Here is a 21662-nt window from a genome sequence, read left to right on the forward strand (position 1 = left end):
GTACGTTTGCTGAGTTTCTGCCCCATGATTGCCGGAGGCATCGGCCCGCTTTGGGGCCCTTCGCCTCTACGCCGTTGGGACACCGACGTCTTCGACAAGCAAGGGAGCACTTATGGGCTGGCTGGACCGCGAACGAACGATCGCCCCACCCGGATTCAACCGGTGGCTGGTGCCGCCCGCAGCGCTCGCCGTGCACCTGTGCATCGGCCAGGCCTACGCCACGAGCGTCTACAAAACGGCGCTGGTGAAGCACTTCGGCGCCAGCCTGACCGAAATCGGCGTGATCTTCTCGATCGCCATCGTGATGCTGGGCCTCTCGGCCGCCATCATGGGCACCTGGGTGGACAAGATCGGCCCGCGCAAAGCGATGTTCACCTCGGCGATGTTCTGGGCCAGCGGCTTCCTGATCGGTTCGCTCGGCCTCTTCAGCAGCCAACTTTGGCTGGTCTACCTGGGCTACGGCTTCATCGGCATCGGCCTGGGCATCGGCTACATCTCGCCGGTCTCCACCCTGATCAAATGGTTCCCCGACCGCCCGGGCCTCGCGACAGGCATGGCCATCATGGGCTTCGGCGGCGGCGCCCTGATCGCCAGCCCGGTCTCCACCGCACTGCTGAAAATGTACGACCCCAACTCCGGCGCCCAGGGATGGGTGGCCAGCGGCGACTCCGTCGGCAAGCTTTTCCTGACCCTGGCCGTCGTATACCTCGCCTATATGCTGTTCGGCGCGTTCACCATCAAGGTCCCCGCCGAGGGGTGGAAGCCGGCCGGCTTTGACCCGGCCAAGGTCAAGACCGCCACACTCGTCACCACCGACAACGTCTCCGCCAAGAACGCGGTCAAGACCAGGCAGTTCTGGCTCGTCTGGATCGCCCTGTTCTGCAACGTCACCGCCGGCATCGGCATCCTGGAACAGGCCGCCCCGATGATCCAGGACTTCTTCCGCCAGTCCGACGGCGTGTCCCTGGTGAGTGCCGCCGTCGCCTCCGGCTTCGTCGGGTTGCTCTCGATCGGCAACATGTCCGGCCGCTTCGCCTGGTCCGCCACCTCGGATGTGACCGGCCGCAAACGCATCTACATGATGTACCTCGGGGTCGGCGCCGTGCTCTACATTGTGCTGGCACTGGCCGGCTCCACCAGCACCTTCCTCTACGTAGCGCTGGCTTTTGTCATCATCTCCTTCTACGGCGGCGGCTTCGCGACCGTCCCGGCCTACCTGCGCGACCTCTTCGGCACGTTCCAGGTCGGGGCTATCCACGGCCGGCTCCTCACCGCATGGTCCGCGGCCGGGATCGCCGGGCCACTGATCGTCAACGCGTTCCTGGATGCCCAGGGCAAACCCGGACAGCTGACCGCCGCGTCCTACCAGCCTGCGCTGCTGACCATGGTGGGGCTGCTAATCATCGGCTTTGTGGCCAACCTGCTGGTCAAGCCGGTCGATGCCCGGTTCCACGAACCACGCCCGGACCGCGTTCGGGCCGAAGAACCCGCCATGGAGGCCTGAGATGAGTACTGCACAGACATCGGTGAAACCGTCCACCGCGAAACTGGTCGTGGCCTGGGCGCTGGTCGGCGTGCCACTGGGGTACGGCGTGTACGAGACCCTGACCCGAGTGGCGGCCCTGTTTGGCTGACATCGCAGTAGGTTCAGCGGCACCCGTGCAAGCCGTCTCCGCGGCGTTCACGCGCCCGGCGACGTTTACTACCCGTCCCACGCTGCAGGGCACTTTCGGGATGAGTGCGTCCACGCATTGGCTTGCGACGGCGGCTGCCCAGGCCGTGCTGGAACGCGGCGGGAACGCGTTCGACGCCGCGACGGCGGGTGCCTTCGTGCTGCACGTTGTCGAGCCGCACCTGAACGGTCCCGGCGGGGACATGACCGGCGTCTTCGTCACCGCGGAGGAACCGGGCACACCTATTGTCCTCATGGGCCAGGGCCCGGCCCCGGCCGGGGCTACCGTGGAGCACTATCTCGCCGAGGGCCTGGAACTGGTGCCAGGCTCGGGGGCGCTGGCCGCCGCGGTGCCCGCCGCCGTCGACGCCTGGCTCATGCTGCTGCGCGACCACGGGACCTGGGAACTAGATGACGTGCTGGAATTCGCGATCGGCTATGCACGCGACGGGCACCCGATGCTGGGCAGGGTCGGGACAACGATCGCGGCCGTGGCGGAGCTGTTCCAGAAGCATTGGCCCGCCTCGGCCGAACTCTGGATGCCCGGCGGACGGATCCCGGCCGAGGGGGAGCTGGTCCGGAATCCGGCCTACGCCCGGACCTTGCAGCGGCTGATCGACGCCGGGGCAGCCGGCACGGGTGGGCAGTCCCGGGAGGGCAGGATCGACGCCGCCCGCCGCGAATGGCGCGAGGGCTTCGTGGCCAAAGCCATGGCCGACTCCGTCCAGACCCCGCACCGGCATTCCTCCGGCACAGACCACCACGGTGTCCTCACGCTGCAGGATCTCGCGGGGTTCGAGGCCGGCTACGAGCCGGCAGCCACCGTCGAATTCCGGGGCCACACCATCGCCAAGACGGGGCCGTGGGGACAGGGCCCGGCGCTGCTTCAAACGCTCGCCCTGCTCGAGGGGTTCGACAACGAGTACCTGGACCCGTCCACCGAGCTCGGGGCGCACACCATCCTGGAAGCCCAGAAACTGGCGCTCGCGGACCGGGAGGCGTACTACGGCGACACGGACGTGCCGCTGGACTACCTCCTGTCCGAGGAATACTGCGCCGCCCGCCGGGCCCTGATCGGCGAGCGGGCCTCGCACGAATTCCGGCCCGGTTCGGTACCCGGCCGTGAGCCGTACCTGCCGCCGCTGCGAACCAACTACACGCCGCCGGCGCTCGAAGCCGAGGGCTCCGCCGGGCTCGGGGTGGGGGAGCCCACCGTGGCACCGAGCGGGGAGACCCGCGGTGACACGTGCCATATCGACGTCGTGGACCGCTGGGGCAACATGGTCTCGGCCACGCCGTCGGGCGGCTGGCTGCAGTCTTCGCCCGCTATCCCCGAGCTGGGCTTCTGCCTCGGTACCCGGCTGCAAATGACCTGGCTGGAACCGGGCACACCATCCACGCTGACGCCGGGCAAACGGCCGCGCACCACGCTGACGCCGACCCTCGTATTGCGGGACGGCACGGCCGTGACCGCGCTCGGTTCGCCGGGCGGTGACCAACAGGATCAGTGGCAACTGCCGTATCTGCTGCGCACGATCGTCGGCGGCTACTCACCGCAGCAGGCCATCGATGCCCCCACCTTCCATACGACGTCGATGCCCGGTTCGTTCTGGCCGCGCACCTGGGAGCCCGGCGGGGCCGTCGTCGAGGACCGGCTGGGCGAGGACGTTATTGCCGGACTCGAACGCCGCGGTCACGTCGTCACCCGCGCGGGCGGCTGGGCGCTGGGACGGCTCTCGGCGGTGGTGCGGGATCCCTCGACCGGTGTCCTGCAGGCGGCGGCCAATCCCCGCGGCGCGCAGGGGTACGCGGCGGGGCGTTAGCGCGGGGCGTTCTGAGGTCTGCCATACGCCGCTTGCGGCCGCTCGCAGTATTGCTTGTGTGGGCCTTATCCTCGCGGGTCAGCCGGCCTTGACGAGCCGGTCCATAAAGCGGACCGACTCCGCGGCGATCTGCTGCTGCGCCTGTTCGCGGGAGGTGCCCGGCACGCCGTCCCCGGGTTGCTCACCATAGTCTCCGAAGAAGGCGTGCACGCCACCCTCCACGGTTGCGTAGATAGTGGTCGGCGGGAGCAGGGGCTTCGACGCGGCGATCTTGTCCGGGGTGGTGAGGCCGTCGTTTGACCCCGAGATGGAGAGTACCGAAAGACCGCCGGACTCCGACATGCTGTCCGCGGGGTACGAGGCAAACAGCAGGAGTCCGGAGACGTCGGGGTTCGACTTCGCGAAGGCGGACGCGCTCACTCCTCCCAGCGAGTGGCCACCCACCGCCCAGGAGGTGATATCGGGATGCCGGTCCATGGCTCCGCGTGCCTGGCCTGTGTGCAGCAGGGAGATGCCCAGAGGCACTTTCAAGATCACCACCAGATAGCCTGCATCCGCGAGCGGGCCCAGGATGTCCTGGTAGGCACGCGCATCGACACGCGCCCCTGGGTAGAAGACGAGGCCCGCACTGGCCGTACCCTGCGGGGCGAGGGTGATGGTGGTGGCGTCTTCGGTGGTGCTCGTCCTCGTGGTCCCGGTCGTCCCCATGGCCTGACCGGCACTAACTCCGGCCTGGTACGTGAACGGGGTGAGCCACGCCAGACCCGCAACGAGGCCCAGGACAACAATCCGGCCCGCGAGTCCGCGGAGCAGTTGCCAGCGTGACACTCCGCACCGTGGCCGAGTCGAGCGTTTGACGAGGCTGAACACCCAGAAGAGGCCCAGTACGACGGCGGCCCCCAGCAGGACCGGCAGCGCGGGATGGCCACCGAGGACTGCGCTGTTGCCAAGCAACATCCAGAGCGGAACCACGATCAGCGCTAGAGCAGTTAAGGCGCCGCTCCAGTCCAGGACCGACCCAGCGGCACCACTGGGGTAATTGGGGTCGTGCGGTCTGGCATCCTTCACAGTTCGATGATATCTCCATGATCGAGATATCTGGATCTTGCAAGGTCCCCGACGTCACCTTTGATCTGTCTGGCCCGTTGCCCGCTTGCACTTTTTCAACCGCCGGAGTCAGGCGGCGGTGCTGAGGTCTGCGGGGCGGAAGTAGTAGTTTCGTCGGGGTTTTTGGCGTGGGTCTATGTGGGGTGGCGGGATGAACCAGGGGATGCCGGTGCGGACCTGGATGGTCCATTGTTCTTTGTGGATCACGTGGTGGTGGTGGGAGCAGAGCAGTGCCCCGTTCTCTGTGCCGGTGGTGCCGCCGTGGGACCAGTAGTTGATGTGGTGGGCTTCGCACCAGGTGGCCGGGATGGTGCAGCCGGGGAAGGCGCAGCCCTGGTCGCGGGCGGTGAGGGCTTTGCGGATGTGCGGCGGGAAGACCCGTGAGGCCCGGCCGATGTCCAGGATCCGACCTTCACCGCCGAGGAGGACCGGGATGATGTCCGCGTCGCAGGCGACCTTCCGGACCGTGGAGGCGGTTATAGGGCCGGTGAACAGCAGCGTTCCGGTCTGCGCCGTCGCCTGGCCGGAGTGGAATGGGCCTGTGGCGGCCGCGGCATGACCGGGGGTCGTGTCGTCGTGGCTGTCTCCAGGCTGGCCGAGCCGGGCGAGCAGGTCCCGATAGTCGATGGTGACCATGACCTGCGGGCGGAGTCCACCGGCGGCGGGGAGGGATCCGGCGGCGAGGCCGACCTTGCAGGCGCCGACGAGGCCGTCGAGGAGTTTCTGCGGGCGCGAACGAAGATCCAGCGCCACGTCCACACCAGCATTTCCGCCGTCATTGTCGCGGTCATTGCCGCGGTCAGGCCAGGGGCTGGCTCCGGCGGAGGCCCCGGCCGATAGCGTGGCCGCCGCTGCGGCAGCCCCGCCCACGGACCCCTCACCGGCGGCCGCGCTTCCCGGCCCCTCACCGGCGGCCGCGTTTCCCGGCGTCCCCGGGTTGGCCGTGCGCGGGTTGGTGGCGGTATTCATGACGGTGAGGAGGTTTTCGAACTGTTCGGCAGTCGCGAAGATCTCCAGGTGCTGGAGTCCGTGGCGGGGTTTGCGGATGAAGGCGCCCTGAAGCTGGCGCAGGAGTTCCTCGGAGGGCTCGGCGCCGTCCTGGTCCAGCGCATCGGTCCAGCTCCGGGCCACGCGGGCCAGGAAATCAGGGTCGTTCTCCGCCGCGGTGCGCGTCAGCGCGTGCTCCATCCCGGCGGTCGCCTCGGCATCGCAGACGTGCCGGACACGGTCCAGCGCCAAAGTAATGATCGTCGCGGCCCGGGACGCGACCTCGCCGGCAGCGACCGCTGAGCCGAGTTCCCCGTGGACCGGCGGCAGGGGCTCACCGGTGAATCCCTGACACGGCAGAAGACATTCGGCCAGGGACAACCGGCGCCGGGCCTCGGCGGCGCTGATCCGCAACCGCGCCCGCAGGAACTCCGTGGTGTTCCGGTACCCGTCATCCACAGCAACCGCAACAGCAACTGCCGGGCCGTCATCGGCAACCCGGGAGTCCACAGCAACCGGAACCGCCGCGGCCACGCTGACGGGCCCGGCAGTCCCAGCCCCATGCCCGGTCCCAGTCCCAGCCCCATGCCCGGTCCCAGGCCCAGCCTCCTTGAAAGCGCCGGGGCCGGTGCTCTCGCGCCAGCCCGTGGTCCACGAGGCCCCCGCCTTCGTGGCAGAACCGGCGGCCTGCTTCCGGGTCCGGTCCACGGCCCCGGCCGCTACGAGCTGCAGAAACTCCACGACCCGCGAGAGCTCCTCCACCGTGCCCGCGAAATCCGAAGCGGCCAGGAAGTCCAGCAGCGCCGCGTCCTCGACCGCCGTCAAACCCACTTCCCGGAGCATGACGAGGGCCTCTTCCACACCGTCCATACCGGGCTGTCCGGCCCGGGAGGTACCGCGGCCGGTGCTGTGTTCAGCGTCCCGGCCCGTGTCCTCGAAAGGAATGAAATCCCTGACGGTTTCCATGAAACAAAATTTACCGCGGAGCTATGACATTCTTCGCGACCCGTTACCCTGCCGTCTGGATCCCGTCGTCAGGAGGATTCAGGAAGACTCAAGACCCGCCATCCAACACGCGTGGCCGGCCAAACTGGGTGCGAACCCCGGGCGAGAAGAGCACCGATTCAGGCGGTCCCGTGACGTTGATGCCGGCCGCCGCGACCAGCTGATCCTCGAGGTCAGTCAGTTGAGCCCGGTACAGCGGCCAGGCAGTGTGGGTGTTGGGAACGTACAGGGTCCTGCCGCGGAATCGGGTGTGCAGGCCGAACCGGGCGGTGAGGTGGAGGGAGAGCGGATCGGTGGCTTCGACGTCGAACTCCGGGGTAACCGCAAAGTTGCTCCGGGCGCCGCCCCGGAACCGCCGCACCCAATACCCGGCCAGGGGCACCGCCGCGCCCGCCGGCACCGTCTGCCCCGCCAACGGGGCCGCCGCCGGCCGAGCAGCCGCCCCAGCCGCCCCAGACGGGTCTGCAGCCTGCAATGAGGCGAAAGGATCCAAATCGCCTACCCCACGGAACCCCGCCCGAGACCACACATAGGGAATCCCGGCCGCCCGCGCAGCCAGCACTACGGCCAACCGCGTCGCGTCCAGGCTGAGGAAAACCACACCCCGGGTGCCGTCCGGCTCGCGGGAGTAGAGGCGCACGTTGATCTCGTTAAAGCTCCCGAAGTAGGGGATACCGGGCCCGTGGCCCAGGCCTGCCCCCTGCATGCGGAAGCCGATCAGGCCCACCCACGCGGACCCGTCGAAGTCGTCCGGCACCACACCCGGGGGCATGAACGGCGCGGCGACGGCATGAGGGATGCGCCAGTGGAGAAAGACCGCGTCCGTCCACCGCTGATCCATGATGATCGGCGTCGGAAGTTCCGGGGCATCAGGCCAGGGGTCAACGACCATTAGTCGGTGCCCGCTAGTTCAGGGGCCGGGTGTTGTCCGGAAGCGCCCCGCCAGCGAGGAGCTCTCCGGTCGCATCGGCCAGAGCCGTCAACGCCACGCGTTGGGTCCACGGGCCGTAGGATATCCGCGCAACCCCAAGCTCCTGGAGTTTGACCGGGGCCAGCGAACCGGGCACGTTGATGACGGACACCTTGTTCCAGCCGATACCGTCCACCAGGGCGGCGACGGTGGCCTCGTCCAGCAGGCCTGGCACAAACACGTTGGTCGCGCCGACGTCGAGGAACGCGCGGCCGCGTTCGATGGCGTCAGCCAGCACCGCAGCGGGGTCCCGGTCTTTGCCTTTCAAAAAGGCGTCGGTGCGGGCATTGAGGACGAAATCGATGCCCTCGGCCTCGGCTGCGCGCACAACCGAGCTCATCTGCGCCACGGCGTCGCCGAGCGGGCGCATCTGGTCCTCGATGTTGGCGCCAACAATCCCGGCACCAATGGCCTGGCGTACCGTCTCGCCAGGGTTGCCGTAGCCCGCTTCGAGGTCAGCACTCACCGGAAGTGCTGTAGCGGCGGCGATCCGCCGGACGGCGTCGATCATTTCTTCCAACGGAATATTCTCGCCGTCCGCGTAGCCCCGCGACGCGGCGATGGAGTGGCTGGCCGTGGCCAACGCGGCGGTGCCTGGCACGTCCGTCACCACCTTGGCGGAGACGGCGTCCCAGACATTGATGACCTGCAGGATTTCGGGCGCCTGGTGGAGCCTGAGCAACTCGGTGGCTTTGGGCGCAAGGGAAGCAGCGGATTCAGTCATGCCCTGAGCCTAGCGGGAGCCCGTGACACCCGGAAGCGCTTCAGCCGGCTGTTGAAACGGACGAGGAGCCCTCGGGTTGTTTTTCCCAAGGCCAGCGGCCGGTAATTTCGAGCTCGAGAGAGAAACTCAAGAAGGTTCGGATCAGCACGATAATGGCGAGCACTCCGACGCTTTCAAACGTCGGAGTGACGGCGACGGTCCGGATAATGTCCGCCGCGACCAGGAGCTCCAGCCCGAGCAGGATCGAACGGCCCAGCAATTGCCGGTAGGAACGGTAGACAGAGAGCGGCTCTTCCCCTTCCGGCCGCCTGCGCGGCTGGAAGCCTCGCAAAGCCATGGGCACGGACACGACGGCGCCGATCACCATAACGGCCACACCGGCGACGTCCATGTACCCACCGACTGCCTGAATCATTTCCTGAAAATCCATGGTTCCCCTCAAAGAAAGGAGTGGTGAAATCCGCCGCACCCGCTTAAGAGTGACGGACCCCCGCTCCGGCAAGAATAGCGCGGTAACCCTCGCGGAAGGTGGGGTACCGGAACTCGAATCCAGTGCTGCGCAGCAGCGCATTGCTGCAGCGTTTGTTGCCGCCGCGGGACGGCTCGCCGCCGCCCTTCGGAGAGCCGCCCTTCGGCGAGACGCCGCCCGCGCCGCCCTTCGGCGAGACGCCGCCCGCGCCGCCCTTCGGCGAGACGCCGCCCGAGGGGCCGTTCTGCGAGCCGCCGCTCTGCCGGCCGTCCTCAGCGGTGCCCGACGGCGGCTGGGGAAGTCCCAGCTCGGCGGCCAGGAAGCCCAGCACGTCGCCGAGCTCGGCGGGCGCGTTGTCCACGCCGAGGTACACCGGTTCCGGGGCGGGCTCCATCGTGCACAGGTGGACGATCGCGGCCGCGGCGTCGTCGCGGTGGATGCGGTTGGTAAACCGTGACTCGGCCGGAATGACTGCGGATCCGCCGCGCACCTGGTCTATGAGCCGGGTCCGCCCGGGACCGTAGATACCGCCGAGCCGCAGCACCACCGGGATGATGCCGGTGCCGCTCAACCGGCGGGCGAGGAGATCCTCCGCCTCGCGGATGATGCGGCCCGAGAACCCGCCGGGTGCCGGCGTCGTGGTTTCATCAATCCAGTTCCCGCCGGCGTCGCCGTAGACGGCGGTGGAGGAGACGAACAGCATGCGCCGGACCGGGGCGCCGGAATCCAGCACGGCGTCCACAACATTCGATAACCCGTCCACATAGGCCGCGCGGTAGGCAGCTTCGGTGGGGGAGTCCGCCGCGATCGCGACGACGACGGCGGTGGTGTCCGCCGGGATGGGCGGCAGTTCACCGGCGCTCAGGTCAGCCGCGGCACCTTCGATGCCGGCTGGAAGTTTCCCCGGCGAACGCCGCCAGCCCACCACCCGGTGGCCGGCCGCGGCGAACCGCAGCCCGGCCTCGGTCCCCAGATCGCCGCAACCGGCCATAAGTACAGTCATGCTGGCCAGTCTGCCAGTATTCGGCCACCAGGGCCGACGAATATGGGTTAGCGCGCCGGGATCGGGAAGAAGACCCGCGGATCCTGCAGCAGCGCCGGGTAATCAAAGTCCGAGCGGTTCAGGATCTCGTCGACCTTGAAGTTGCGTGCGAAGCGGCCCTCCACGGTGATCGGACGGCCCAGCACCTTGCCCACGGCGAAGGACGCACCGCCGTCGAACGGGATGGCGACGGTTGAGTTGCCGGGAAGCGTGGTGAACGCTTCCTCCTGCTGCTGGCGCTTGCGCGTGGGCTTTTTGACGAGTTGCTTCGGCGGGAGCTTGCGCTGCTTCGCCGGCCGGCGGGCACCGGAGTCGGCGTACACGAACTGGTAGTCGTCTTCACCCGCGGCGGCGGCCTTCGCCTTGCCCACGAGGGGCAGGCTGACGGTGTCCAGCTTTTCCGGCTCGATGTCATCGAGCGGCAGGCGGAGGACCCACATGCGGTCGCCGGAAGGATCCTCCGGCACCAGCTCAAGCGTGGGCTCGGGCCAGACGTATTCCAGGTCAGGCTCGGTATCCGGGAACAGCTCCGTGTAGAACCGCGGGTCCTTGGCGATCAGCCGGGAGCGGTGGCTCAGGTGCAGTTCGGGAGCACCGAGCCATGGCGGCATGGGGATCTTCGCGGCGTAGTCGGGGTGCGCAGCCTGGGGTGCGAATTCCATGATCTTCTCGCGGGTGGTGTCCTCGCCGCCGCGGGCAGTCCATTCGTCAACCATGGTCAGGCCGTAGAGGGTCAGTGCGGGAACGTACCCCATCCACATCCGGATGGCCGGGTGCGACTGCCAGCCGTACTCCGGAATCACCAGCGCACGCAGGGTCTGCAGCGCTTCAACGCGCTGCTTGCCGAGCCGTGCGCGGTCCAAAGCCGCGGCGCTCTGCTGGAAATCGGGGAACGGGAGAAAAGTCTGCATCTCTCCAGTTTGAGGCCAAGAAGCCAATGCACCAATTGCGGGCGGCTGCGGGTGAGCGTGTTCACATTTTGGAATGGGACAGACAGTCCGCGGCGTCGGCGGGTAAACTAGCACAAACCAGCCCTGCTGCACGGAAGACACGCGCCCATGTCGAAGAATCCAGTCCTCGCATCCGCGGCGCTGCCTGCGCCCGCCCAGCTGCCCAAATACGGGCAAATGCTGAGCCCCGACGCCAACGGCATCCTGGTCCTGGAGGAGTTCACCATCGATCCGGCGGCTGCCCGCAAGGAGCAGAACGGTTTCCGGAACGCACTGGCCTCCGTGGCGCTGACCATGCGGCGTTTGCTGGCGCTCCGGCTGTTCATCGCGGTGGTAGCGATCGGGAATCTTCCCCTGTTCCTGCTCTCCAGCGGCTGGGAGATCTACGTCATCTCGCTGACCCTCGTGGTGGCGGTCCATGCCGCGGTGTCCTGGCTGAACCGGCACGAACCGAAGATCCGCCAGCAACGGATGCTGGAGCTGCACCTGAACCGAGAAAAAAGCGATAACTACCGCAAAGTCCGCGATGCCGTGAAGTATGTCATCGACGCCCCGGCCCGCATGAACGAGAATCTTTACCTCGAGCTGCTCGCGGCCAAGCGGGTGGCGCTGCACCTCGCCATGGGCACCGTGGCCTTGCTGGACACCAGCGACGACACCGCGTGGAAAGTGCGGATCGTCCGCGAGATTCCGCGGACCGCCTAGTCCTGGCGGTTAGGGCGCGAGCAGCAACTCCGGCCAGAATCTAGAGCAGAACTTACAAAAGAAGACAGCACGACGCCGGAGGGTCCCCCTGGGGGAACGCTCCGGCGTCGTGGGTTAAGCGGCTACTGCCAGCACCGGCCAAAAGCCGGCTGGGCGCGGATTAGGCAGGCAGCTGCAGCACCTGGCCCGCGAACACCAGATCAGGATCGCTGATGGTCGACGCGTTGGCATCGGCCAGCAGCTGCCAGCCGCCGGCAATGTTGAGCTTCTCAGCGACCTTGCTCAAGGTGTCGCCGCTCTGGAGCGTGTAGCTCTCGCCGCTCAAGGGAACTTCCGCCACGTGGCGCGCTGCCGGGGCGGCTGCCTTCGGGGCGGCTGCCTTGGGCGCGGCGGCCTTCGGCGCGGCGGCCTTCGGGGCTACGGCCTTGGCGGGCGCTTTGGCCGCCGGGGCAGGAACGGCAGCGGGCGCCTGCGGCACCGGCACGCTCTGCGGAGCGACGGCGCCGCCGGTCAGGCCCAGCTTCGCGGCGCAGGACGGCCACGCTCCCCAGCCCTGGCCGGCCTGAACCCGCTCGGCTACGGCGATCTGCTGCTCACGGCTGGCGTTGGCCGCCGAGCCGGTGCCGCCATAGGCGGCCCAGGTGCTGGGGCTGAACTGCAGCCCGCCCGCGTAGCCGTTACCCGTGTTGATGCCCCAGTTGCCGCTGCTTTCGCATTGGGCCAGGGAATCCCAAACGGTACTGGACGTGGCGCTGGGGACGGCTGCGTTGGCAGCCGAGGCGGACAGTGCGACGCCGGCGATCGAGACGGCGGCAAGAGTGGCGCCGCGGCGCGCGACAGTGCTGTACGTGGATTTCTTCATGGGGTAGCTGCTCCTGAGGGCCACCGGTGCTCGGTCCGTCCCCGGACGTTGTCGCACTACTGCCCGCCCCTGACAATAGAGGTCGTTGCGGTCGCTACCGGTCGGGCAGTATGTGGTGGTGGTAGCACCGGGCACGCATGCCCGGTGTCCGGGCATGCCCACTAGGCTAATTCACGCTGGCGCCGTTATCAAGTCGTTATTCTCCGTGAGGTCCTGATAAAAGCCGGTCGTCGAGCTGACGTTGGCCGGCGGCCGCCCGCGGCCGTCGCTGAGCCATCAGCCGCCGAGCACCGCCGCCAGATACGGCGCCGTCCGGCTCTTTTTGGACCGGGCGACGACGGCGGGCGTCCCCACCGCGATGATCTTGCCACCGGCGTCACCACCGGCCGGACCCAGATCAATCACCCAGTCGGCAGCGGCCACCACGTCCATCTCGTGTTCCACCACGATCACGGTGTTCCCCGCATCGACCAGCCGGTGGAGCTGGGCCATGAGGAGTTCGACGTCGGCCGGGTGCAGCCCGGTGGTGGGCTCGTCCAACAGGTAGAGCGAGTGTCCGCGCTGGGCGCGCTGCAGCTCCGTGGCGAGCTTGATGCGCTGGGCTTCGCCGCCGGAGAGCTCGGTGGCGGGCTGGCCGAGCCGGAGGTAGCCCAGGCCCACCTCGCGGAGGGTCTGCAGGCTGCGTGCGGCAGCGGGGACCGCGTCCAGGAACTCCGCAGCCGCGTTGACTGTCATGCCGAGGACCTCTGCCACGTTCTTGCCCCGGTAGGTGACCTCAAGGGTTTCCGGGTTGTAACGCGAGCCCTGGCATTCCGGGCAGGGGCCGTAGCTGCCGGGCAGGAACAGCAGCTCGACGGCGACGAAGCCCTCGCCCTGGCAGGTCTCGCAGCGGCCGCCCGCGACGTTGAAGGAGAAACGTCCGGCGCCGAAACCGCGGGCCCGGGCCTCGTCGGTGGCCGCGAACTCCTTGCGGACCGCGTCGAAGAGGCCCGTGTAGGTGGCGAGGTTGGAGCGGGGTGTGCGGCCGATCGGCTTCTGGTCCACCTTGACCAGGCGGTCCAGCTGGTCCAGTCCGGAGACCGGGCCAACGCTGAGCGGACCGGCGGACTCGGTGTCCGCGGACTCGAGGTCCCCGGTGGCTCGCGCGGCGGCGTCCGCATCCGGATGCAGCCGGGCTCCGACGACCTCGGCGAGCACCTGGCTGACCAGCGTCGACTTGCCGGAGCCGGAGACGCCGGTGACAGCGGTCAGCACGCCAAGCGGGAAGTCAGCGTCGAGTTCGCGCAGGTTGTGGCGGGTGATGTCGCGCAGCTCCAGCCAGCCTGCAGCCTCCCGGCGGGCGGCTTGCCGCCTTGCTCCAGCCGCGGAGGAACCGCCGTCGTCCGCTTTCTTCGACCCGTCCGCTTTTTCTGACCCGTTCGGGAACAGGAACGGCCGGGTCACGGACTCTTCCACCTCGGCGAGCCCGGCGACGGGGCCGCTGTAGAGCACTTCGCCGCCACCCTCGCCGGCGCGCGGGCCGACGTCGACCAGCCAGTCCGCGCGGCGGACGACGTCCATGTTGTGCTCCACCACGAACACCGAGTTGCCGGAGGACTTGAGCTGGTCCAGGACCGCGAGGAGGGGCTCGGCGTCGGCCGGGTGCAGGCCGGCGGAGGGCTCGTCGAGTACGTAGATCACGCCGAAGAGGCCGGAGCGCAGCTGGGTGGCGATCCGGAGCCGCTGCATCTCGCCGGGGGAGAGCGTCGGGGTGGACCGGCCCAGCGCGAGGTAGCCCAGGCCGAGGTCCAGCAGCACCGTGACCCGTTGCAGCAGGTCGCGGGTGATGGCGACCGCCACCTCGTTGGCCTCGCCGGAGCTCTGTTTGCGCGAGGCGGTTCCGGCCTCCGTGAGCTCGGTGGTGGGGCGGATGATCTCGGCCAGCTCCGTCATGGGAACGGCGTTGAGTTCGGCGATGGTGCGGCCGGCGAACGTCACGTCCAGCGCGGCCGGGGTCAGGCCGCTGCCGCCGCAGACCGGGCAGGGGCCGGTTTCCATAAAGCGCAGCACCCGGTCGCGCATCGTGGTGCTCTTGGTATCGGCGAGGGTGTGCAGCACGTAGCTCTTGGCGCTCCAGAAGCGGCCTTTGTAGGGCTTGGCGACTCGGTCGCGCTGGGGTGTCACCTCCACCACGGGTTGTTCCTCGGTGAAGAGGATCCAGTCGCGGTCCTTTTTGGGCAGCTTCCGCCAGGGGGTGTCGACGTCGTAACCCAGGTGGGTGAGGATGTCGCGCAGGTTCTTGCCCTGCCAGGCGCCGGGCCAGGCGGCGATCGCGCCGTCGCGGACGCTCAGCGACGTGTCCGGGACCAGCGAGGACTCGGTGACGGTGTGCGCGATGCCGAGGCCATGGCACTCCGGGCAGGCGCCCGCCGCGGTGTTGGGGGAGAACGCGTCCGAATCGAGCTGGCCGGCGCCCTCCGGATAGCTGCCGGCGCGGGAGAAGAGCATCCGGAGCGAATTGGACAGCGTGGTGACCGTGCCGACCGTGGAGCGGGAACTGGGCGTCCCGCGGCGCTGCTGGAGGGCGACGGCGGGCGGCAGCCCGGTGATCATTTCCACCTTGGGGTTGTGGCCCTGCTGGATCAGCCGGCGGGCGTAGGGCGCCACGGACTCGAAGTAGCGGCGCTGCGCCTCGGCGTAGATGGTGCCGAACGCCAGCGAGGACTTCCCGGACCCGGAAACCCCGGTGAACGCGACGATCGCGTCGCGGGGCACGTCCACGTCCACGTTCCGCAGGTTGTTCTCCCGGGCACCGCGCACCCGGACAAAGCCGTCCGTGGGACGGTCGGCGCCCAACCCTGGAAGGGTCGGGCCGGAAAAATCGGAAGCATGCTGATCACTGTGCATCCGACCGACTCTATCGGTGTCTGCTGTTCACGGGCATATCCTTACCAAATGGAAACTAACGACGGCGTCGCTGCCACCGGGGACGCTGCACCGGACAACCCAGCAACGGCCACCCCTGCACCGGACAGCCCAGCATCGGCAGCCCACGAGATTCCCGCCTTCGCCGAGGTTCCCGAGGAGGTTCACGGCCCGCTGCCGGTCGCTGAACTCCACCTGCACATCGAGGGAACCCTCGAGCCCGAGCTGATCTTCGCCCTGGCGGAACGCAACGGCATCCAGTTGCCGTACGCGGACCTGGATGAGCTGCGCTCCCGCTATGAGTTTACGGACCTGCAGTCCTTCCTGGACCTCTACTACGCCAATATGGCGGTGCTGCGGACGGAGCAGGACTTCGCGGACATGACCCGGGCGTACCTGACCCGGGCTGCGCTCGCCGGCGTAAGGCATGCTGAGATCATGCTGGATCCGCAGGCGCACCTGTCCCGCGGGGTGGCCCTGGAGACCTGCGTGAACGGCGTGGCGTCCGTGCTGGCCGGTTCGGAGCAGGAATTCGGGATCTCTACCCTGCTCATCGCCGCGTTCCTGCGGGACCTGTCCGAGGACTCCGCCCTGGAGGTGCTGGACCAGTTGCTCGCCATGGACGCTCCGATTGCGGGCATCGGCCTCGACTCGGCCGAGGTGGGCAACCCGCCGGCGAAGTTCGAGCGGCTGTTCGCCCGGGCCAAGGACGCCGGCCTGCACCGGATCGCGCACGCCGGCGAGGAGGGACCGCCGTCGTACATCATCGATGCGCTGGACATCCTGGACGTCGAGCGGATCGACCACGGGATCCGCTGCATGGAAGACCCGGACCTGGTGGAACGGCTGGTGCACGAGCTCATGCCGCTGACCGTGTGCCCGCTGTCCAACGTCCGGCTCCGCGCCGTGGACACCCTGAAGGAGCACCCGCTGCCTGCCATGCTCGCTGCGGGATTGAACGTGAGCGTTAACTCGGATGACCCGGCGTACTTTGGCGGGTACGTGGACGACAACTTTGCGCAGCTGAAATCGGTGATCGGCCTGTCCGAGTTCGACTTCGTGCGGATGGCGGCCAACTCCATCCGCTCGTCCTTCGCGAGTGAGGAACGCAAGGCCGAGCTGCTCGCCGAACTCGCCGCTTCCGGGCACTAACCCCACAGTTGCCCTATCACTTCTGGTGGCTAAAACCGGCGAATGGGAACCATAAGTGACAGGGCAACGCGGGGGTCACTCCCGGGGTGAGGGGACCTCCATCGACTGCGCCGCTTCGGCTGACGGGGCGAAGAGGCCGATCAGTTCGTCGACTTCCCGGGTTGCCGTGGTGGGGTGACGGAAGTGCTGGTGGGGTTCAATGGCGTAGCTGGTTCGTCGCCCGTCCTTGATGCGGTGAAGGTATCCGCCCTCTTCTAGATCCTTGAGGATCTGGAGGGTTGAGCGTGGGGTGATGCCGACCCTCGCGGCGATGTCGGTGATGCGGGCCTGAGGGTCTGCGGCCACCGACAGCAGGACGTGCCCGTGGTTGGTGAGAAAGGTCCACGTGGGACGCGGGGGTGCCGGAGGAACGGGCGGATCCGTGCCCTGATCCGGTCCCTGGTCCGAACCCCTGTCCGGTCCCTGCGGGGAGGCTGTCATGGTTGTTCCTTACTCACGTTTCGACGACGACGCCGACGAGGCCTTCGTGTCGGGGCCTTTGCGCCACAGTGGCTCCAGATCGGCGATCTCCTCAGGTGATGCGGTTCCGAACGGGGAGTGAGCCGGCGCCGGGGGAGCCTTGCGGCCCTGCCCCCGGGTGGCCCAGAGGCTTGCTCCGATCGACACCCCAAGGATAGTGGCGATGACGGCCAGGGACAGCGGGGTGGGGATGTAGTAGATGTCGATTTTGAGGAGCATTTTGATGCCTACCCAGATCAGGACGAGCGCGAGTCCGATCTTGAGGTAGATGAAGCGGTGGATCAGGTCAGCGAGCAGGAAGTACATTGCCCGCAGGCCCAGGATGGCGAAAGCATTGGCGGTGAAGACCAGGAACACTTCGTCGGTGACGGCGAAGATCGCGGGGATGGAGTCCACGGCGAAGATGATGTCCGTGACCTCGATGAGGACCAGGACCGCGAGCAGCGGGGTGGCCAGCAGGACGCCGTTCTTGCGGATCAGGAAACGCTGGCCGTGGAAGTCGTCCGTCATGGGCACGCGCCGGCGGAAGAGTTTCAGGATCCGGGATTTTTCCGGGTCAAGGTGGTCGTTGCGGTGGCGGATCATCCGGTAGCCGGTGAGGAGCAGGAACGCGGCAAAGATGTACAGCACCCAGCCGGCGCTGGCGATGATCGCGGAGCCCGCAGCGATGAAGATGCCCCGGAAGACCAGGGCGCCCAGGACTCCGAAGAACAGCACCCTGTGCTGGTATTCGCGGGGAACTGCGAAGTACGTGAAGATGATCGCCCAGATGAACACGTTGTCCACTGCCAGGGATTTCTCGATCAGGTATCCGGCGAAGTATTGCTGGCCGAACTCCGCTCCGTAAATTTGCCAGACCAGGGCGCCGAAGCCTACTCCGAAGGCGACCCAGAGGCCGGACCACAACGCGGCTTCGCGGACGCCGATGACGTGGGCCCTGCGGTGCGCGAACAGGTCCACGGCCAGCATCAGGACAATGACGGCAAGGACGGCCAACCAGGCCCAAAAAGGAACATTCATCAGGGAGCACCCGCTTCCAGTCAGTTCAAACCAACTGGAGGTCTTTCCCGGCCCAGGGGGCCTGTTCCGCCGGGCCGCTCAGGGGCGGCCGTACTGACGACGGGACATTTGGGGGATACTCCCCTCCGTCCAATTAGTGAAACATATTTCACCTATGACGACAAGGGGCGGCGCCGGCGTCGTCGAACCCGCCCCACCCGCCGCACACTCCCATTGCCCTATCACTCTTGGTTGCTAAAACCGGCGAATGGGAGCCAAAACTGATAGGGCAAATGGGGGTGGCGGGGGACCCGGATCATTCCCGTCGGAGGATGCAGCGGGCACCAGCGCCCGGCAGAGTGCTCCCATGACCACCACCGGACGACGGCGGACCGGCGGGCTGCGCCAGTTCACGCCAGGGCTCGACGTCGCTCGCGGCCTTCCTCGGCGTGACGCTGCTGGGGGTCCTGCCCGGCATCGCCATCGCGGTGGGGCTGTCCGTCCTCAACATCTTCCGCCGGGCCTGGTGGCCCTACGAGACCGTGATCGGACGCGTGCCGGGACTGGAGGGGTTCCACGATGTGCACGTCCACCCGGACGCGAAACACCTGCCCGGCCTGGTGATCTACCGCTTCGACGCGCCCTTGTTCTTCGCCAACGTCAGGCCGTTCCGCGAGAACGTCCGGCGGCTGGCCCGCGCCGAACCCAAGCCGCGGTGGATCGTCATCGCGGCCGAGCCGATCACGGACGTGGACACGACGGCCTCGGACGTGCTGCTGGAGCTGGACGTGGAGCTGAACGCGCAGGGAACGTCGTTCGTGTTCGCGGAACTCAAGCACGGGGTCCGGGAGAAGATCGAACGCTACGAGCTGACCCGCCAAATCGACCCGCGCCACTTCTACCGCACCGTCGACTCGGCCGTTGCCGCCTACATGGCCGAGACCGGGGCCGAATGGAGCGCCGGGGACTGACCCGGCGCACCCAGCGCCCGCGGGCGCCCGCCGGCGCTACTTTGCGCTGACGGACCGCGTGAGCATGCGCCGCAGGAGGGTGGCCGTGAGCCAGGTGACGGCGCTGCATACCGCGATGCCCCAGGCGATGTCGGTCAGCGCCACCACGGCGGGGAAGGCCCTGAGGACGGCGAGCGCGGTCAGTGCCCAGGTGGCGTAGGTGAAGAAGCCGAACAGGGCGGCGCCCGTCACCCGTTGCCGCAGGGTGGCGTCCGGGTCGTTGGGCCGGATGCCGTAGTGCACGATTCCCACGACATAGATCAGGTAAAACACGACGGCGCCGGCGAGGTTGACGCTGGGCGCCAGCAGCTCTCCGATCTGGCTCTCGTACTGGTTGTTCGCCACGGTGCCGATCCAGACCACGTCGACGACGGCGAAGATGACGGCGGCGACCGCGTAGGAAAGCAGCCACCTCTTGACGTGGGTGCTCATGCCTGGCTCCTTTTGTCCGCGTAGAGGTTCTCGACGATGTGGCGGGCGCGTTCGGTGAAGGCGCCGCGCTTGAGCTTCATGGTGGGGGTCACGATGCCATTGGCCTCACTGAGGTCGGTGAGCAGCAGCACGAAACGGCGTACCTGCTCGGATCGCGCGATCTTCGCGTTGGCGGCGCTGACCGCCTTGCCGATCGCGGTGAGGAGCCGCGCGTCGTCGATCTGGACGGCGCCGCCGTCGTCCGGAATCCGCAGGCCGGCCAGATCGGTGATGCCCTCGCGTTCCGCCCAGGCCGCGACGGATTCCGGGTCCAGCAGCACGAGCCCGCCAAGGAAGGGTTTGCCCTCTCCCACCATCACGGCGTGCGCCACGAGGGGGTCGCCCTCGACATAGCCTTCCCAGATGGCGGGGGAGACGGTCTTGCCGCCCGCGGTGACGATGACGTCCTTGATCCGGCCTTTGAGGGTGAGCCGGCCCAGTTCGTCGAGCTCACCGAGGTCGCCGGTGCGGAAGAACCCGTCCGTGAAGGCGTCCGTGTTGTCAGCCGGTCTGCGGTAGCCGGCGAACACGCCGACGCCGCGGGCGAGCACCTCGCCCTGGTCCGTAAGGCGCACAGTTGTTCCCGGCATGGGGACGCCCACCGTGCCGGCCCTGATCGAGCCGGGCATGTTCCCGGTCAGCGGTGCGGTCGTTTCCGTGAGGCCGTAGCCCTCGATGACCGGCAGGCCCAGGCCGCGGAAGAAAAGGGACAGCTCGGCGTCGAGTGCGGCGGCACCGGAGAGCAGGTAGTCGAGGCGTCCGCCCATCAGCTTCCGGAGCCGGGCGTAGAACAGCCGGTCGAACAATGCGTGCCTGACCCGCAGCCCCAGCGCGGCCCTGGCCGCCGGGTCGGCGTCGCGGGCTTCGGCGAACCGGCCCCATGCGACCGCGGTGCCCTGCGCTGACACCCACACCGGTCCGAGGTGTTTCTTCGTCGCGGCGGCCGCGGCGGACGCCTGGATCTTCTGCAACACGCGGGGGACCACTACGAGGAAGGTGGGCTTCAGGACGCCGAGGGCGGGCACCACGTCCCGGGGATCGGACAGGTGCGCGATGCGCATGCCGTTGGCCAGGCAGGTCAGCTGCAGTCCGCGGGCCAGTACGTGGGCCATCGGCAGGAAGATAATCGTGTTGCCACCCTCGCGGACCACCCCGGTGTAGGCGGCCGCCACGTTCAGCACCTGCCCCACGAAATTGCCGTGGGTGATGAGGGCACCCTTGGGCGCGGCCGTGGTGCCGGAGGTGTAGACAATGGTCGCTACCGAGTCGAGATCTGCCAGCAGGCGCCGTTCCTCGACCGCACTGTCGGAGATCGCGGCGCCGCGGAGCACGAGGTCCGCCAGGTCAGCGCCCGGGCGGGCGTCCATCGTCCAGACCCCCAGGCCCGGCACCCCGGCCTGTTCGAACCCCTGCTCCAAGAGGAGAGCATGCTCAGCGGAGCCGGCGATCGCGAGGCGCACGCCGGCGTCGGCGAGGATGGCGATCACCTGGGGAGCGGCCGAGGTCTCATAGATCGGGACGACGACGGCGCCGGCGAACCACGCTGCCATGTCCGCCAGTGCCCACTCGTATCGGGTGGGGGACATGATGGCGAGCGATTCGCCGGGCTGGAGGCCGGCCGCGATCAGGCCCTTGGCCAGGGCGCGCACCTCGTCAACGAACTGCCGGGTGGTCACCTGGCGCCAGGGATCCGTGATCGCGGCATCCGCGGCCCGTACCTCGAAGGCAACGTGTTCGGGGGAGGTCCGGAACCGCTGCATGAGCAGTTCGGTCGCATTCCGGTGACCGGATGCCTCAGCCAGCAGCGGGGTGGTGAACTCTCTCATCGGGCGTCCTTCTCCGAAAGTGTGTGCAAGTGGTCTCGCATCAGGTGCTGGGCGACGTCGAGGAAGTCCGCGACGACGGCCCGGTGGTCGGCGGGCAGGGCCTTGATGTGTTCGTTGGTGGCGGTCATGAGGGGGCGCATCAGGTTCATGATTCCAAGGGCGGCTGCCGGGGTGACGCTCACCTGGACGTGGCGCCTGTCATCGGTGCTCCGGTGGCGTTCCATGTAGCCGCGGGACTCCATCCGGCTCACGATCGCAGTGGTGGTGGCAGGGGTTGCGCCCAGATCCTCGGCGAGCTTGCCCACCGTCACCGGTCCCGACAGTGCGAGCGCCGACAGGGCACGGTAATCGGTGAGATTCAGCCCCATGACGCGAGCGATTTCCCGCTCGGTTTCGTTGGCGAGGGTGAACAGGCTCTGCAAGGCCAGCGTGGCCGGGTGTTGCTGCGACGCGGTCATGTCCACT

Annotated in this window: 20 protein-coding genes; 6 read left to right on the forward strand and 14 right to left on the reverse strand. The window is 68.0% G+C overall.

Translation table 11 applies throughout. The annotated features are described in order from the left end of the window. Positions 1–112: 112 nt before the first annotated feature. The 3 genes from AC50YC_RS08980 to AC50YC_RS08990 all read left to right on the forward strand — a co-directional run bounded on the left by AC50YC_RS08980 (position 113) and on the right by AC50YC_RS08990 (position 3495). Positions 113–1504 (forward strand): OFA family MFS transporter, encoded by a 1392-nt coding sequence (locus AC50YC_RS08980; RefSeq protein ID WP_494953186.1) that lies wholly within the window; start codon positions 113–115, stop codon positions 1502–1504. Position 1505: 1 nt separating this feature from the next. Continuing rightward, positions 1506–1634 (forward strand): MFS transporter small subunit, encoded by a 129-nt coding sequence (locus AC50YC_RS08985; protein WP_494953187.1) that lies wholly within the window; start codon positions 1506–1508, stop codon positions 1632–1634. 100 nt (positions 1635–1734) lie between these two features. Next, positions 1735–3495 (forward strand): gamma-glutamyltransferase family protein, encoded by a 1761-nt coding sequence (locus tag AC50YC_RS08990; protein WP_494953332.1) that lies wholly within the window; start codon positions 1735–1737, stop codon positions 3493–3495. A gap of 78 nt (positions 3496–3573) precedes the next feature. Here the strand turns inward: AC50YC_RS08990 and AC50YC_RS08995 are convergent, their stop codons facing one another. The 7 genes from AC50YC_RS08995 to AC50YC_RS09025 all read right to left on the reverse strand — a co-directional run bounded on the left by AC50YC_RS08995 (position 3574) and on the right by AC50YC_RS09025 (position 10710). Next, entirely contained in the window at positions 3574–4563 is a 990-nt protein-coding gene (locus AC50YC_RS08995; protein ID WP_494953188.1) for an alpha/beta hydrolase, read from the reverse strand. A gap of 108 nt (positions 4564–4671) precedes the next feature. Beyond that, positions 4672–6555, reverse strand: coding sequence for an HNH endonuclease signature motif containing protein (locus tag AC50YC_RS09000; protein WP_494953189.1), 1884 nt, complete (start codon positions 6553–6555; stop codon positions 4672–4674). An 88-nt stretch (positions 6556–6643) separates the two neighbouring features. After that, positions 6644–7486 carry a YqjF family protein gene (locus tag AC50YC_RS09005; RefSeq protein ID WP_494953190.1) on the reverse strand — a complete coding sequence of 281 codons (843 nt, stop codon included), beginning with the start codon at positions 7484–7486 and terminating at the stop codon, positions 6644–6646. A gap of 13 nt (positions 7487–7499) precedes the next feature. Next, the gene (locus tag AC50YC_RS09010) at positions 7500–8288 is read right to left on the reverse strand and encodes an isocitrate lyase/PEP mutase family protein (protein ID WP_494953191.1); all 789 of its coding nucleotides are present in this window, start codon (positions 8286–8288) and stop codon (positions 7500–7502) included. A 40-nt stretch (positions 8289–8328) separates the two neighbouring features. After that, a complete protein-coding gene (locus tag AC50YC_RS09015; RefSeq protein ID WP_494953192.1) occupies positions 8329–8718 on the reverse strand; it encodes a DUF1622 domain-containing protein in 390 nt (129 codons plus the stop codon). A 43-nt stretch (positions 8719–8761) separates the two neighbouring features. Further along, positions 8762–9760 (reverse strand): SDR family oxidoreductase, encoded by a 999-nt coding sequence (locus AC50YC_RS09020; RefSeq protein ID WP_494953193.1) that lies wholly within the window; start codon positions 9758–9760, stop codon positions 8762–8764. Positions 9761–9807: 47 nt separating this feature from the next. After that, a complete protein-coding gene (locus AC50YC_RS09025) occupies positions 9808–10710 on the reverse strand; it encodes an MSMEG_6728 family protein (protein WP_494953194.1) in 903 nt (300 codons plus the stop codon). A 216-nt stretch (positions 10711–10926) separates the two neighbouring features. Here AC50YC_RS09025 and AC50YC_RS09030 point away from each other — a divergent pair, with 216 nt between their 5' ends. Next, positions 10927–11454 (forward strand): hypothetical protein, encoded by a 528-nt coding sequence (locus AC50YC_RS09030; protein ID WP_494953333.1) that lies wholly within the window; start codon positions 10927–10929, stop codon positions 11452–11454. 160 nt (positions 11455–11614) lie between these two features. On the opposite strand, the gene AC50YC_RS09035 is transcribed toward AC50YC_RS09030, so the two are convergent. Together AC50YC_RS09035 and uvrA are read right to left on the reverse strand one after the other, a co-directional pair. Further along, positions 11615–12316, reverse strand: coding sequence for a transglycosylase family protein (locus tag AC50YC_RS09035; RefSeq protein WP_494953195.1), 702 nt, complete (start codon positions 12314–12316; stop codon positions 11615–11617). Between the two features lie 276 nt (positions 12317–12592). Then, positions 12593–15202 (reverse strand): excinuclease ABC subunit UvrA, encoded by a 2610-nt coding sequence (gene uvrA / locus AC50YC_RS09040; RefSeq protein WP_494953196.1) that lies wholly within the window; start codon positions 15200–15202, stop codon positions 12593–12595. Positions 15203–15250: 48 nt separating this feature from the next. Between uvrA and AC50YC_RS09045 the strand changes: the two genes are divergently transcribed. After that, the gene (locus tag AC50YC_RS09045; protein ID WP_494953197.1) at positions 15251–16372 is read left to right on the forward strand and encodes an adenosine deaminase; all 1122 of its coding nucleotides are present in this window, start codon (positions 15251–15253) and stop codon (positions 16370–16372) included. A 75-nt stretch (positions 16373–16447) separates the two neighbouring features. Here the strand turns inward: AC50YC_RS09045 and AC50YC_RS09050 are convergent, their stop codons facing one another. Next, positions 16448–16852, reverse strand: coding sequence for a helix-turn-helix transcriptional regulator (locus tag AC50YC_RS09050; protein WP_494953198.1), 405 nt, complete (start codon positions 16850–16852; stop codon positions 16448–16450). 9 nt (positions 16853–16861) lie between these two features. Then, positions 16862–17911 carry a TerC family protein gene (locus tag AC50YC_RS09055; RefSeq protein WP_494953199.1) on the reverse strand — a complete coding sequence of 350 codons (1050 nt, stop codon included), beginning with the start codon at positions 17909–17911 and terminating at the stop codon, positions 16862–16864. Positions 17912–18339: 428 nt separating this feature from the next. Here AC50YC_RS09055 and AC50YC_RS09060 point away from each other — a divergent pair, with 428 nt between their 5' ends. After that, a complete protein-coding gene (locus AC50YC_RS09060) occupies positions 18340–18861 on the forward strand; it encodes an STAS domain-containing protein (protein ID WP_494953200.1) in 522 nt (173 codons plus the stop codon). A 36-nt stretch (positions 18862–18897) separates the two neighbouring features. Here the strand turns inward: AC50YC_RS09060 and AC50YC_RS09065 are convergent, their stop codons facing one another. The 3 genes from AC50YC_RS09065 to AC50YC_RS09075 are packed head-to-tail and all read right to left on the reverse strand — an operon-like array spanning position 18898 to position 21655. Further along, a complete protein-coding gene (locus AC50YC_RS09065) occupies positions 18898–19332 on the reverse strand; it encodes a DUF2177 family protein (RefSeq protein ID WP_494953201.1) in 435 nt (144 codons plus the stop codon). Further along, on the reverse strand, positions 19329–21197 hold the full coding sequence (locus AC50YC_RS09070; protein WP_494953202.1) for an AMP-dependent synthetase/ligase: 1869 nt from the start codon (positions 21195–21197) through the stop codon (positions 19329–19331). Before AC50YC_RS09070 ends, AC50YC_RS09065 begins: the two co-directional genes overlap by 4 nt. Beyond that, the gene (locus tag AC50YC_RS09075) at positions 21194–21655 is read right to left on the reverse strand and encodes a MarR family winged helix-turn-helix transcriptional regulator (protein ID WP_494953203.1); all 462 of its coding nucleotides are present in this window, start codon (positions 21653–21655) and stop codon (positions 21194–21196) included. Before AC50YC_RS09075 ends, AC50YC_RS09070 begins: the two co-directional genes overlap by 4 nt. Positions 21656–21662: the final 7 nt, after the last annotated feature.

The organism is Pseudarthrobacter sp. MDT1-56, assembly GCF_059383555.1.